The following is a 13,343-nucleotide window of genomic DNA, read 5'->3' on the forward strand; positions in this document are numbered from 1 at the left end:
TTTAGTTCATGCAACACTGCTTGAATTTTTTGCCTGATCCACATATACAAGGATCATTTCGTCCAACTTTCTTATCACTGTGAATTGGTGCTTCTGATTGAGAGAAGATAGCTTCCATTTGTTGGTAATGGTTTTTCCACTCCACATCGCGCATTTCACAAAAAGCAAGGCCTTTTTCGAATTCAGTCACTCGTCCTTCCATTACATCAATATAAAACTGTAACTCTATGGCTGTGTGTTTGCCTTCAAATTTAGGTAACATTCTCTTAAACTTTTCCAGGGTACCTTCGTGTTGAATATCACCAAGAATTCTGATATAATGATCCAACCATTGAAAGTTATCCAAATCCAGAATAGCGAATATGCGGTCGAATTGTTCATCAGTTGCATAATACAAAGCCTCGAAACTAAAAATATAAGGTGTTTTGCTTTCCTTATCGATATTTCCCTCTATATATTCCAACACCTTATTCACAAACTCAGTCGGATACTGCTTCGCCATCTTTCCCACCAAATAAACAGCTTGCTCATTCATCAAATCCCAATCCTCTTCTACACTGAATAGGTTCAATAAATCATCAGCATAATCCAGATGCAAGTGTTTTTCTGCCACAACAGCGTACCAAAGTGGTGCGGGTAGCATAATCCTCAATTCATCAGAATAATATACTTTTCCATTATAGGCATTCTCAAAAGCATATTTCAATTTCTTTATAAGTCCTTCAGTCGAATCTAAATTTCTAAGATGATCGATAGCCTCATAAGGTATGCCTTGCGCCTTGGTATCGATTGTATTATAAGCTTGTTCGGTAGATCTAATCATAATTTGATATTTGCCACAAAGATATATTTTTTGAAGCTAAAATAGATCATTAAACCTTTGAATAAAGGAAATAATCATCTCTCTTTTTTAAGGTCAAAGCCTACTATTTCTAATGGTTCTATGATTAATTTCTTTCGTTTTTGAGTTTGCTTCTTTATATTTACGCTCCCCTAACACAAAAAGAAAAAATGACAAGAATTTTATATTACCTAATAATAAAACCGCTTTCACTACTTCCTCTTGGAATCTTGTATCTAATATCGGATCTCTTATTTTTAGTCTGTTATTATTTATTATCCTATAGAAAGCCCATCGTATTATCGAATATAAACGCTTCTTTCCCAGAAAAAAGCGAGGCAGAAATAAAGCAAATCACTAAGACTTTTTATCACTTCTTCTGCGATTTTATAGTTGAGAGTCTTAAATGTTTTAGCATTAGCGAAAAGCAAGCTCTAGAGCGCTGCAAGATTCTAAATCCAGAGATTCTGGATGAGTTTTATAAAAAAAATAAAAGTATTGTTATGGCCTCTGGTCATTATAATAACTGGGAAATGGCAGCAGCCTGCTTAAACCTGACTCTCAAGCATCAAGCTGCAGCCCTTTACAAACCACTAAGCAACAAGTTTTTCAACAAAAAATTCTTAGAATCCAGATCAAAATTTGGTATAGAATTGATTCCTAAGCAAGAAGGGAAAAACTATTTTCAGAATAATGCTAATCGGAATTTGATTGTTGGTTTTGGTTGCGATCAATGTCCTAAAAAATCGAATAAAAATCTGTTTTGGACAAAGTTTTTAAATCAAGATACAGCCATCATGTTTGGCACTGAAAAATATGCCGTTGAGTTTGACTACGCCGTTATATTTATGAATATGACAAGAACCAAGCGTGGCTATTATGAGATTGAATTTGAAATCATAGAAGAAAATCCACGTTCAACAGCTTATGGTGAAATCAGTAAGAAACACACGCAGCTTCTTGAAAAACAGATCAAGCGAGATCCTGCCTACTGGTTATGGACACATAAGCGTTGGAAACTCAAAAGAGATCCGAGCGAAATACTTCATTAAAAAACAGAAAGGCTATTAGAATACTGAATTCTAATAGCCTTTTTATTATTCATTTTTATAGAACTAAGCCGGTAGCTTATAAAAGATCTTATTCACCATCTTCCAATTTCCTTCAAACTTATAAAGCGATATATAATCGATATACGTTAACTTCTCACCTACATAAAATTCGATTTTTGCCACAGCGGCAGTTCCTGTAATGTCTATCGACAAAAATTGTATTGAGATTGGATTCTCTTTCCTTGGCAACTTCCCTTCTTTCAATTTCATCTCAGTCTTCTCCTTCCATTGAGCAATAGGGAGCTCCCACATTTTATCGCCCTCACCTATTCCCAAAAGAACAAAACCAGGATGAATGCCTTGATCAATTTTAGCAAGATTACCTTCATTTTGTAAACCTTCTACATAAGAGGTTTGTATCACATTTTTGATAGCTTGTTTTTCGACTTCTATATCTTGAGCGAATGCCATATTGATAACTAGAAGCATTACGAATAGTGTTGTAATTTTTTTCATTGATCAGTTTTTAGCGTAATAAAGATCTAATATACAACATTGTTAAATAAAATCCATCAGAGAAAAAAAAAGACTACCTCTTTCGAGATAGTCTTTCCTAAATATATATTTGAGCTTTATTAAAGCGCAGTAACAATTCGTTGAGTATCCTTAGCAATAACTAATTCTTCATTAGTTGTTACAATCATACACTTCACTTTTGAATCTTCAGTAGAAATGATCGCATCTTTTCCACGAAGACCTTTATTCTTTTCGAAATCGAAATCTAATCCGAAGTAACCGAAATTACCAGCAATCTTCTCACGAGAAACAGCATCGTTCTCACCAATACCACCAGTGAAAAGAACTAAATCAACACCACCCATTGAAGCTGTATAAGAACCTACAAAACGCTTCACACGGTATGCGAACATATCCAAAGCCAATTGAGCTCTCTCGTTTCCTTCTGCAGCAGCATCTTCAAGGTCTCTCATATCAGATGAGATACCAGAAATACCAGCTAATCCAGATTCCTTATTAATCAAGTTATTAGTTTCCTGGATAGATAAATCTTTCTTCTCAGCGATATATAATAAAGCACCAAGGTCAAGATTACCAGTACGAGTTCCCATTAAAAGACCTTCGTTTGGAGTGAATCCCATTGAAGTCTCGATAGACTTACCACCGTCGATAGCACAAACAGAAGCACCATTACCCAAGTGACAAGAAACGATTTTCTTATCTTCGATATTCCATCCTAAGATTTCACATGCTTTGTTTGCTACAAATTTGTGAGATGTTCCGTGGAAACCGTATTTACGAACTTTCAAAGTCTCATAGCAATCGTATGGTAAACCATACATGAAAGCTTCTTTTGGAAGTGTTTGGTGGAAAGAAGTGTCAAATACAGCAACCTGTGGCAAACCTGGCAATAACTTCTCAATAGCTAAGATACCTTCTAGGTTAGCAGGATTATGAAGTGGAGCCAATTCGCAACATGCTTTTATATTTGCTTTTGCTTCTTCAGTAATAAAAGCAGAATCCTGGAAATATTCACCACCGTGAGCCACACGATGACCCGCAGCGTTAATTTCCTTAATGTCAGAGATTACACCATGATCAGCATCAACTAAAGCAGCAAGCACTAGGTTAATACCAACAGAATGGTTAGGAATATCTTGAACAGTTTTGAACTTATCTTTTCCCTCAGGCTTGTGAGTTAACACACCATTTTCAAGACCGATACGCTCAACTAGACCAGAAGCTAAAAGAGTTGCTTCCTCGCCCATGTTCAAAATTTGATACTTCAATGAAGAACTTCCGCAATTTAAAACTAATACGTTCATTAGAATTTGTTTATTATTTGTTTTGATTAAGTTTCTTTTTCTGATTTCTCAGATTACATCCCTGCAGCTTGATTTGCAGTAATAGCTACCAAGTTAACGATATCACTAACTGAACAACCTCTAGAAAGGTCGTTGATTGGAGCAGCCATACCTTGTAATACTGGACCAACAGCTTCAGCACCAGCTAAACGTTGTACCAACTTATAAGCAATATTTCCAACCTCAAGAGTAGGGAATACTAATACATTTGCTCTACCTGCAACTTCAGAATTTGGAGCCTTACTAGCACCAATTGCCTCAACAATAGCAGCATCAGCCTGCATCTCACCATCAATTAAGAATTCTGGAGCCATCTCTTTAGCTAAACGAGTTGCTTCAACCACCTTGTCAACCATTTCGTGCTTTGCTGATCCCATAGTAGAGAAACTCAACATAGCTACACGAGGTTCCATATTAGCAATAGCTTTTGTTGTTCTAGCAGTAGCTACAGCTATTTCAGCTAATTCGCTTGCAGTAGGATTTGGATGAACAGCACAGTCAGCAACAACCAACATACCATTATCCCCAAAAGTTTTATCTTTTAAGATCAAGATAAAAGCACCTGAAACAACCGAACAACCAGGCATTGTTTTCACAATCTGAAAAGCTGGACGTAACACGTCTCCTGTAGAATTCAATGCTCCCGCAACTTCACCGTCAGCATCACCTGCTTTAATCATTAAGGTAGCCAAATACAGAGGATCTTTAACAAGCCCCATCGCTTGTTCCATAGTCATCCCTTTCTTCTTACGAAGTTCAAACAAAATCTCAGCATAAGCTTCCATCTTATCATGATTTTCAGGATCGATGATAATCGCTTTAGAGATATTCTCTAAATTCAATCTGTCAGCTTCTGATTTGATTGTTTCTGGGTTTCCAATCAAAATAATCTGTGCAATTTTTTCATTCAAAAGGATGTCTGCAGCTTGCAATGTTCTTTCCTCGGTTCCTTCAGGAAGAACAATTTTCTTGTTATGCAGCTTTGCATTCTCCTTAATCTTTTGCAATAAATCCATTGTGAGTCAGTAATTTATGTGTTTTTGTAATCTCGACATTGCGAAATTAGATATAAATGAGCAAAATGCATTTCTAATACGTCCATTTTAACACATTTTAATCTGTATTAATATTGATTCTCGATAAGAAGAAATTTTAATACCTTAGTGTGGGATTTAGCTAGAATATCTATATCGTTAAATATTAATTCAGCTATCGTACAAAGCTACCCCCATCAAAACATTCGCATCCTTTAAAATTGAAATATATTCATGCAAACATCAGATAAATTCCAAGTCTTTTCAGAATCTTTCGAAGGTGAATTTCATAGAGATCAGAGTACTCGTTTATTCTATGCAACCGATGCTTCTGCCTATAAAGTTTTACCACTTGCTGTAGCCTATCCTAAAAATGATTCCGATATCAAGAAACTGATACAATTTGCAAACAGGGAGAAGCTTTCACTAATTCCAAGAGCTGCCGGAACGTCTTTGGCTGGTCAGGTGGTTGGAGATGGCATTGTAGTTGATATTTCTCGACATTTCACAAAAATTATTGAGTTAAGTATAGAAGAAAAGTGGGTTCGCGTTCAACCAGGCGTTATTCTCGACGAGCTTAACCTTTACTTAAAAGAATTCAATTTATTTTTTGGCCCAGAAACCTCCACTGCTTCCCGGTGTATGATGGGTGGCATGCTTGGCAATAACTCTTGCGGATCTCACTCCTTAATATATGGAAGTACACGTGACCATACTCTGGAAGTTAAAACCCTACTGAGCGATGGCTCTCAAGTTCGTTTTTCGGCATTAAGCGATACGGAGTTTCATGAGAAATGCAGAAGCAAGCAACTTAAACCAAGTCTGGAAACAAAGATCTATCAACATATACGTGAAAGTCTGGAAAAGCCAGAGATACAAAATGCTATTCGTCAGGAATTCCCTGACACAAAAAACCACAGACGAAATACAGGTTATGCTCTGGATTTACTTCTGGACACAACGCTATTTGATTCGCCATACAAAATATTCAATTTTTGCAATCTCCTTGCTGGTTCAGAAGGAACTCTGGCTTTCACAACGGAGATTAAGCTCAGCTTGGTGCCTACTCCACCCAAAGAACAAGCCCTGATTTGCGCGCACTATTCTTCGCTTGAAGATGCTATGCAAGGCAATTTAATTGCATTAAAATACAAACCAGGTGCTGTTGAGTTAATGGATGATACCATTTTGAAACTTTCCGAAGGAAATAGTCTGCAAGCTCAAAATCGATTCTTTATAAAGGATCAACCTGGAGCCATACTCATCATTGAATTTGCTCGTGAAACTCAAGATGAGATCAATGAAATTGCAAGAGCCATGGAGGCTGAGTTCAAACAAAATCAATTAGGTTATCACTACCCTATTGTAACAGGCACTGATAACATTAAGCGTGTCTGGGACCTTAGAAAATCGGCTTTGGGTGTTCTTTCAAACCTTCAGGGCGATGCCAAACCTGTTTCTGTAATCGAAGATACATCCGTCTTACCAGAGGTTTTACCCGATTATATCGCAGAATTTAAAGGTCTATTAGAAAAGCACGACCTTTCATGTGTTTTCCATGCCCATATTGGTTCTGGTGAAATTCATCTGAGACCCATCCTTGACCTGAAAAAAGATATTGACAGAGACAAATTTCACAGCATTGCATTAGAAACAGCCAAACTTGTTAAAAAATACAAAGGCTCGCTTAGTGGTGAGCACGGTGATGGTCGCCTTCGTGGTGAGTTTATTCCTCTTATGGTTGGTGATACCATCTATAATCTTTTCAAAGAAATAAAGGCTGTTTGGGATCCCAATAACATTTTCAATCCGAATAAGATTGTGAATACACCCAAAATGAATACCCACTTGCGTTACCATAACAATCAGGAAACAAAAGAGTTGAAAACCTACTTCGATTTTTCAGCTGATAGTGGAATTATTCGAGCTACAGAGCGTTGTAACGGTTCAGGTGACTGCAGAAATACACACCTAACGGGTAAAGCTATGTGTCCGAGTTATCAAGCTAGCCTGGATGAAAAGAATACGACTCGTGCCAGAGCCAATCTATTAAGAGAATTCTTATCGTATTCTGAAGCTAAAAACCCATTTAACAGCAAAGAACTATACGAAGTCTTGGATTTGTGCCTCTCCTGCAAGGCTTGCAAATCAGAATGTCCCTCGAATGTGGATATGGCCAAACTGAAGGCTGAGTTTTTACAGCACTACTACCAATCCAATGGTGTGCCACTGAGAACTCGTCTAATTGCGAACATTACTAAGATTAACCAGATGGGAAGCTTGGCACCTGGTCTTTATAACTATTTCAATCAACACCCAAAACTTGGAAGTCTTATAAAAAAGCAATTGGGCTTTGCCGAAGAAAGAAGCATTCCCAAACTACATCAGACGACATTGAGAAAATGGTATAAAAAGAAAGGAAAAAGGATAAAGGATAAAGGGAAAAAGGTGTACTTCTTTGCTGATGAGTTTACTAATTTCAATGATACAGATACGGGGATAAAAGCGATTCAATTGCTGAAAAAGTTGGGCTACGAGGTTATTATTCCCAAACATCTGGAAAGCGGTAGAACCTATCTTTCTAAAGGTTTGGTAAAGCAAGCACAGTCAATTGCCAATAAAAACATCAAACTCTTAAAGGATATCGTCGGCAAAAAAACGCCTCTAGTCGGTATTGAACCTTCAGCCCTTTTAACTTTTAGAGATGAATACAAAGATTTAGCAAATAAGGATTTGAAAACATCCGCCGTTGAACTTTCAAAGAATTGCCTAATGATTGAGGAATTTCTTTGGCAAGAAATGCAAGCAGGTCGAATAAAAAAAGAACAGTTTACTAATGAAACTAAAGAAGTCCGTTTCCACGGACACTGCTACCAAAAATCATTGGCCTCTACCCTGCCTGTAAAGGAAATTCTTTCATTCCCTAAGAACTATTCGGCTAGCGAAATTGATTCGGGTTGTTGTGGCATGGCGGGTTCATTTGGTTTCGAAGCTGAACACTATCAGATCAGTATGCAAATAGCCGAACTCAAACTCTTACCAGCTGTTCGAGATGCTAAACCAACAACCCTTTTAGCTGCCTCAGGCACATCATGCCGTCATCAAATAAAGGATGGTAGTCAAAGAGAAGCTCTACATCCTGTAGAAGTTCTGTTTGATGCCTTAGTTTGAGAGTACGTTAATGTATTGATTTGGTAATATGAGGATTTGTTAATTGGTAAAAGAATTGATTTGATAGATACCGATACTCGTCGGTATTTATAAATAAATATATCTTCATCAGCGTGCTATTTATCATTTCTTCTGTGCAGCTTATCGGAATTATCTTGTAGTTTTGGCTTGTTAAAAGTTTCTTTAACATATGAAACTTTTAAAACGATAAACTATGAGAATAAGATTAACACTTTTACTGCTCCACCTGTTTTTATACAGCACAAATTCATTCTGTCAATCAGAAAAAACTGATTCTAAAGGTGAACAAAGCTATTGGAATTTCATACGTGCAAAAATTTTACCTCCCAATGCATACGCATATCGATATGAGAAAGATATCAAAGTCCAATTAGCAGGAAATTTCACTCATCTAGATTCCTTATCTATTAAAAATAACATTAAAGAAATACAACAGTTAGTAAAGACAGCAAATATTGAACTAGTAGACTCTTTAGGAAACTTAACCTTAACGCTTGATAAAACAAAGGATCATACCACAACTCGAGTACATAACTTTTACGGATTAAGTGTTAATGGGAAAATCCGTTCTCAGGAATATATTTTTTCCTTGGATTCTCTAATGAATCAGGAAAAAAGGAACAAATATTTTCAATATTACATTGTCAGATCTTTATCAAAGACACGATATAATTCCAGTGAAGAATTAAATATTTCATCATGTATTTTTCATGAAGATGATCCCAACCTCACGAACTTTAATGAGTTAGATAAATTTTTAATTAGCAGGCTCTATTCCGGTAATTTCTATGATCAGTTCAAAACAAACTTCAATGGCTCAACTAGAGACTATTACGACTACCGATTTGGTGATAAAATCAGATTCATCACTAAGATTTTAGGTATTATATTAGGCTTCTGTGCTATCTTATTATTATTAAAATATCGTATCATTACAACAGAAGCTAATCAATTAGTTGTATATCTAAAACAAGGATTTATAAGTGTTAATTGCATTATTTTTTTCTACTTAGTTTCGCAAAGTTTTGCTCAATTTGAATATATTTCTGCAGTTAAAATATTTAAAATCTGGTTTGCTACAGAAATAGTTCTTATAATCCTGTTAACAGGGCTTTTTTATCTGGAGAAGAGGAGTATTTCAGGTAAAACTCTAACGAAACTAATACTAAATGTGCTCTCAACAACACTTGCTGTTTATATCTTTTTTATAAGTCATGAATATATCATCAGCTTAACAAGTAAGTATAAAAGTCATTGGTCTTGGGATATCAGACTTGAACAAATTACAGCCTTAGTTCTTTTTGTATGCATAAGACTAGTTTTCAACTTTGTTAGCTTTAAAAATATTCAGGAAATAAACTTACGAGACATCGAATTATCACAGCTTAAACTATTAAAAAGTAAAGCTGAACTGCAAGCTTTACACTCAAGAATCAATCCTCATTTTTTATACAACTCCTTAAACTCCATTGCAGCATTAGCTCATATCGATCCTTCAAAAACAGAACAAATGGCACTGGCCTTATCCGATTTTTTCCGATATGCCATCAACCACAAAGATCAAGATATGATTGAGGTTTCGAAAGAAGTTGAAATATCAGAAACCTACTTACAAATTGAGAAGGTACGCTTTGGTAATGATTTAGATTACTCTATTGAGATTGACGACTTGGCAGAAAAATCATTAATTCCACGATTCCTGATTCAACCTTTAATCGAAAATGCGGTGAAACATGGTGTTTCCGTCATTCAGGGAAAGGGCATCATCAAGTTAGAAATTACAAAGAAGGCAGATCATTTATTTGTAAAAGTATTTGATAATGGTCCAGACTTCCCGGACATGCCAATATCAGGATATGGCTTACAAAGTCTGTATGAAAAACTGGAACTCCTCTATGGTGAATCAGCTAAGATCTCCTGGGAGAATCAGCCTAATAAAAACATCTGTATCAGACTTCCATTCACTCCTAAATCAGTCTAAAATGACATCAATATACAAAACACTACTTATTGACGATGAAACACTAGCCAGAGAGCGTTTAAAAAAGATGCTATTGCCTTATGCCGATAAACTTGAAATAATTGGAGAGGCTCGTAATGGAAATCAAGCCATTGAAATGATCGAAAATCTGAAACCCGATGTCATTTTTCTGGACATTCAAATGCCTGGCAAGTCAGGCTTTGAAGTTCTGCAGGAAATCGATCAGCAGACCATTGTCATTTTTTGTACCGCTCATGATGAATATGCTTTGCAAGCTTTCGAAACAAGCAGTATCGATTATCTTCTGAAACCTGTAAAAGAGGATAGACTTGAGAAAGCAATTAACAAACTGCATCTATTTAAAACAGAAAATAGGCAAAGTAATCTCGAAATGTTTCTTTCACAACAAGTCAAACAAATTGCAAAGAAAAAATTAAGCTCCATACCCGTTAAAATTGCTGATCGTGTTGTTTTTGTAAGCTTAGATGAGATTTCACATTTTACTGCCGAAGATAAATATGTCAACATACACACAGCTGGAGGGAAAGAATATGTAATTGATCACAGCTTAAATTACCTTTCGGAAAAGCTAGATGATAAATTTGTAAGAATACAACGATCGTGTATTATAAACTTATCTTATATCAAAGAAATTAAAAGATATATGGGAGGACGTTTTGTTCTGAAACTAAACAATCAAAAAGCGTCCAAAATAATCAGTGGAAGAAACTATCAAGAGCAGATTAAAAATTTAATGCTTTTCTAAACCATATATTCTTCAAGAAAAAGATCCCTGCTTCAATAGAAACAGGGATCTTTTATATATCGTATTTTCAGACTGCCACTAATTGAAGAATTTCAAGTCTAATATTTCATTCATACTATTGATCTCAAATAACTTATCGTGCTGTACAGGTTCGGCTAGCTTCTCATGTTCCCAAGTAAACTCATAAGGAACATGTACGCCATAACCACCAATATTTAGAACAGGTACAATATCCGATTTCATCGAATTTCCCACCATCAAAAAATTCGCCGCTTTAATCTGTCTGCTGTCAATGATTTGCTGATAAGCCGCATCATCTTTTTCACTGACAACAATCACATCAGAGAAGTAATTGGCTAATCCCGATTTTTTCATTTTTCTATTCTGATCCAACAGATCACCTTTGGTAATGGTAATCAAATCATGATCCTGAGATAATTGTTCAAGAACATGCTGCACATGAATCATAGGCTGTACAGGCTCAGTTAACATCTTAGCTCCAAGAGCCAAAATCTTTGCAACCAATTCACCAGGCACTTCTCTAAAAGACAAGCTCAATGCTGCCTCTATCATCGAAAGGGTATATGATTTAACGCCATATCCATATAACTTCAAATTCTTTATTTCCGTAGAATGTAAGCGTTCCAACACCGCCTCTTTACACCCATAATCACTTAGTATTTGAGCATATTCATTCTGGGTCTGATAAAAGTAATTCTCATTCCCCCACAATGTGTCATCTGCATCAAATGCAATTAAATCAATCATCTCTTACTTTCTATTATTCTATATAATTGAATATTTGAAGCGATTATCAAAGAATTTAGTTCAAATATTTTTTGCAAAAGTAGACCAATTCTCCAATAATAAAAGCATCTCCTGATGATTAGCTAAAATATAGAGGTTTTCTAGATAAAGAATAGACTCAAATACGACCTCTTTATTATGAACGAATAAATTCATACAATAAAAAAAACATTCAAAACCCTTTCATAACGAGAATATTCTCACTACGTTTGTAATGAGAATATTCTCACTACAAACAATAAGTGCCTTATGCCCAGAAGAACGAGACTAAGAAAAGTAGTAGCCCCGCCAGAGTTTAAAGGCTACAAACCATACGGGACATATAAAAATTCGAAAGAATACGTCGAATTACTTTACGAAGAATATGAAGCCATTAAGCTAAGCGACTATGACTTAATGAATCATAAGGAGGCATCAGAACTCATGGGTATTTCGAGGCCAACATTTGCAAGAATATACGAAAGTGCCAGACGAAAAATAGCCAAAGCATTTGTTGAGACAAAAGAGATCAGAACCGTATTTGGTAACACTCAGATGGATGATAGTTGGTTTATATGCAATGCTTGTCAGGCAAGGTTTACCATACCCAAAACCTTAAAGCAAAACATCTGTCCCATGTGTTCTTCGGATCAAATTGAATCATTAAACAATCAAAAATAGAACTCATGAGCAAAACAGTAATTACATCTTTAGGAAATGAATTGACTTCTCAATTCGATAAGCGCTTTGGTAGAGCCGAGTGGTTTTGTGTATTCGACAGTGAGACTAAAGGGAGCTCTTTCATCAAAAATGACTTTGCAGACTCAAATCAAGGAGCTGGAACAAAAGCTGCTGAATTGATGGTTGAACTAAAGGCTGACAAGATTATCTCAGGAGACTTTGGTCCTAAAGCTAAAGAGTTATTAGAAAAATTAAACATACAAATGGTCGTTATTCAAGACTCAACAAGTATTCAAAATATTGTTGAGCGCATTAGTATTTAATCATCTTAATAAAGGAGGTTATTATGCCACGATTAGACAGAACCGGGCCAGAAGGTAAAGGTTCACAAACTGGTAGAGGATTTGGAAAATGTCATTCCAAACAGGAAGAGATTGACCAACAAGCCCAAAATGAAAATCAAAACAGACTTGCACCAAACAATACAGCATGTGGTAGAGGTCAGAGAAGAAGAAAACGAAAAGGTTCTTGCTAACACCTAGTTTACCACAAAATGGTCTGTTTTCAGAAACAAAATTCACGCAAGGTTCGCAATTGATCACTATAGTGTTGGAAGAATTAGGTTTGGAATTATTCTTTTGTCATAGTCAGAGATTGATTTGAGAGCTCTGCGTGGAATTTTTCTTCCATAGCAAATAGAGTTTCATTTAAACATCATATACAAAAACGCAAGCCAATAAATAATAAAATCATGAATAAAAGAATTGCAATACCTGTTGACAATCAAGACATTTTAGATGCCCATTTCGGACACTGTAGCTTTTTCGCTATTCTAAATATTGAAAATGAAACCCTTGTTTCTGAAGAAAGATTACCCCCTCCTCCTCACGAGCCGGGTTTGCTTCCAAAATGGTTGGCAGAAAAAGGCGTTAGCGATATTATTGCTGGTGGAATGGGTCAAAAGGCCATTCAACTTTTTAATCAGAATGGGGTGAATGTTTTTGTAGGTGCTCCTAAATTATCAGCTAAAGAATTGATTGAAGCCTACCTTAAAAACAGTCTAACATTTTCAGCGAACTACTGCGATCATTAATAGCTTAGATCAGGTCAATCAATAATCGGTGTCAATA

At 35.9% G+C, this 13,343-nt stretch carries 13 protein-coding genes; 8 read left to right on the forward strand and 5 right to left on the reverse strand.

Translation table 11 applies throughout. From position 1 onward, the window contains the following. Window position 1: 1 nt before the first annotated feature. Window positions 2-823, reverse strand: coding sequence for an SEC-C metal-binding domain-containing protein (locus DWB61_RS17940; RefSeq protein ID WP_269521816.1), 822 nt, complete (start codon window positions 821-823; stop codon window positions 2-4). A 188-nt stretch (window positions 824-1,011) separates the two neighbouring features. Here DWB61_RS17940 and DWB61_RS08845 point away from each other — a divergent pair, with 188 nt between their 5' ends. Next, window positions 1,012-1,893, forward strand: coding sequence for a lysophospholipid acyltransferase family protein (locus DWB61_RS08845; protein ID WP_125030544.1), 882 nt, complete (start codon window positions 1,012-1,014; stop codon window positions 1,891-1,893). A gap of 63 nt (window positions 1,894-1,956) precedes the next feature. On the opposite strand, the gene DWB61_RS08850 is transcribed toward DWB61_RS08845, so the two are convergent. From DWB61_RS08850 to pta, 3 genes are all read right to left on the reverse strand, one after another. Next, window positions 1,957-2,409 (reverse strand): nuclear transport factor 2 family protein, encoded by a 453-nt coding sequence (locus DWB61_RS08850; protein ID WP_125030545.1) that lies wholly within the window; start codon window positions 2,407-2,409, stop codon window positions 1,957-1,959. A gap of 119 nt (window positions 2,410-2,528) precedes the next feature. Then, window positions 2,529-3,734 (reverse strand): acetate/propionate family kinase, encoded by a 1,206-nt coding sequence (locus DWB61_RS08855; RefSeq protein WP_125030546.1) that lies wholly within the window; start codon window positions 3,732-3,734, stop codon window positions 2,529-2,531. Window positions 3,735-3,787: 53 nt separating this feature from the next. Next, complete coding sequence (gene pta, locus DWB61_RS08860; protein WP_125030547.1) at window positions 3,788-4,789, reverse strand: phosphate acetyltransferase; 1,002 nt, start codon at window positions 4,787-4,789, stop codon at window positions 3,788-3,790. A 252-nt stretch (window positions 4,790-5,041) separates the two neighbouring features. On the opposite strand from pta, the gene DWB61_RS08865 reads away from it, so the two are divergent. The 3 genes from DWB61_RS08865 (at window position 5,042) to DWB61_RS08875 (ending at window position 10,746) form a co-directional block, all read left to right on the forward strand. Further along, window positions 5,042-7,978: an FAD-binding and (Fe-S)-binding domain-containing protein gene (locus tag DWB61_RS08865; protein ID WP_125030548.1), complete on the forward strand. Its 2,937-nt coding sequence runs from the start codon at window positions 5,042-5,044 to the stop codon at window positions 7,976-7,978. A 214-nt stretch (window positions 7,979-8,192) separates the two neighbouring features. Next, complete coding sequence (locus DWB61_RS08870; RefSeq protein WP_125030549.1) at window positions 8,193-9,980, forward strand: sensor histidine kinase; 1,788 nt, start codon at window positions 8,193-8,195, stop codon at window positions 9,978-9,980. A gap of 1 nt (window position 9,981) precedes the next feature. Beyond that, window positions 9,982-10,746, forward strand: a complete 765-nt coding sequence (locus DWB61_RS08875; protein ID WP_158614385.1) for a LytR/AlgR family response regulator transcription factor — start codon at window positions 9,982-9,984, stop codon at window positions 10,744-10,746. Between the two features lie 78 nt (window positions 10,747-10,824). Here the strand turns inward: DWB61_RS08875 and DWB61_RS08880 are convergent, their stop codons facing one another. Next, complete coding sequence (locus DWB61_RS08880) at window positions 10,825-11,514, reverse strand: HAD family hydrolase (RefSeq protein WP_125030551.1); 690 nt, start codon at window positions 11,512-11,514, stop codon at window positions 10,825-10,827. Between the two features lie 288 nt (window positions 11,515-11,802). On the opposite strand from DWB61_RS08880, the gene DWB61_RS08885 reads away from it, so the two are divergent. The 4 genes from DWB61_RS08885 (at window position 11,803) to DWB61_RS08900 (ending at window position 13,306) form a co-directional block, all read left to right on the forward strand. Then, on the forward strand, window positions 11,803-12,213 hold the full coding sequence (locus DWB61_RS08885; protein WP_125030552.1) for a DUF134 domain-containing protein: 411 nt from the start codon (window positions 11,803-11,805) through the stop codon (window positions 12,211-12,213). Between the two features lie 5 nt (window positions 12,214-12,218). Then, complete coding sequence (locus DWB61_RS08890) at window positions 12,219-12,536, forward strand: NifB/NifX family molybdenum-iron cluster-binding protein (protein WP_125030553.1); 318 nt, start codon at window positions 12,219-12,221, stop codon at window positions 12,534-12,536. A gap of 23 nt (window positions 12,537-12,559) precedes the next feature. Beyond that, window positions 12,560-12,748, forward strand: coding sequence for a DUF5320 domain-containing protein (locus tag DWB61_RS08895; RefSeq protein WP_125030554.1), 189 nt, complete (start codon window positions 12,560-12,562; stop codon window positions 12,746-12,748). Window positions 12,749-12,964: 216 nt separating this feature from the next. Then, a complete protein-coding gene (locus DWB61_RS08900) occupies window positions 12,965-13,306 on the forward strand; it encodes a NifB/NifX family molybdenum-iron cluster-binding protein (protein ID WP_125030555.1) in 342 nt (113 codons plus the stop codon). The last annotated feature ends 37 nt before the right edge of the window (window positions 13,307-13,343 follow it).

Origin of the sequence: Ancylomarina euxina (genome assembly GCF_003863355.1) — a bacterium.
GTDB classification, from domain to species: domain Bacteria; phylum Bacteroidota; class Bacteroidia; order Bacteroidales; family Marinifilaceae; genus Ancylomarina; species Ancylomarina euxinus.

Excerpts from the sequence above, each read along its gene's own strand:
- DWB61_RS17940 (WP_269521816.1), bottom strand. The coding sequence starts at position 823 with ATGATTAGATCTACCGAACAAGCTTATAATACAATCGATACCAAGGCG.
- DWB61_RS08870 (WP_125030549.1), top strand. The coding sequence starts at position 8,193 with ATGAGAATAAGATTAACACTTTTACTGCTCCACCTGTTTTTATACAGC.
- DWB61_RS08890 (WP_125030553.1), top strand. The coding sequence starts at position 12,219 with ATGAGCAAAACAGTAATTACATCTTTAGGAAATGAATTGACTTCTCAA.
- DWB61_RS08880 (WP_125030551.1), bottom strand. The coding sequence starts at position 11,514 with ATGATTGATTTAATTGCATTTGATGCAGATGACACATTGTGGGGGAAT.
- DWB61_RS08875 (WP_158614385.1), top strand. The coding sequence starts at position 9,982 with ATGACATCAATATACAAAACACTACTTATTGACGATGAAACACTAGCC.
- DWB61_RS08850 (WP_125030545.1), bottom strand. The coding sequence starts at position 2,409 with ATGAAAAAAATTACAACACTATTCGTAATGCTTCTAGTTATCAATATG.
- DWB61_RS08855 (WP_125030546.1), bottom strand. The coding sequence starts at position 3,734 with ATGAACGTATTAGTTTTAAATTGCGGAAGTTCTTCATTGAAGTATCAA.
- DWB61_RS08865 (WP_125030548.1), top strand. The coding sequence starts at position 5,042 with ATGCAAACATCAGATAAATTCCAAGTCTTTTCAGAATCTTTCGAAGGT.
- pta (WP_125030547.1), bottom strand. The coding sequence starts at position 4,789 with ATGGATTTATTGCAAAAGATTAAGGAGAATGCAAAGCTGCATAACAAG.
- DWB61_RS08895 (WP_125030554.1), top strand. The coding sequence starts at position 12,560 with ATGCCACGATTAGACAGAACCGGGCCAGAAGGTAAAGGTTCACAAACT.
- DWB61_RS08845 (WP_125030544.1), top strand. The coding sequence starts at position 1,012 with ATGACAAGAATTTTATATTACCTAATAATAAAACCGCTTTCACTACTT.
- DWB61_RS08885 (WP_125030552.1), top strand. The coding sequence starts at position 11,803 with ATGCCCAGAAGAACGAGACTAAGAAAAGTAGTAGCCCCGCCAGAGTTT.
- DWB61_RS08900 (WP_125030555.1), top strand. The coding sequence starts at position 12,965 with ATGAATAAAAGAATTGCAATACCTGTTGACAATCAAGACATTTTAGAT.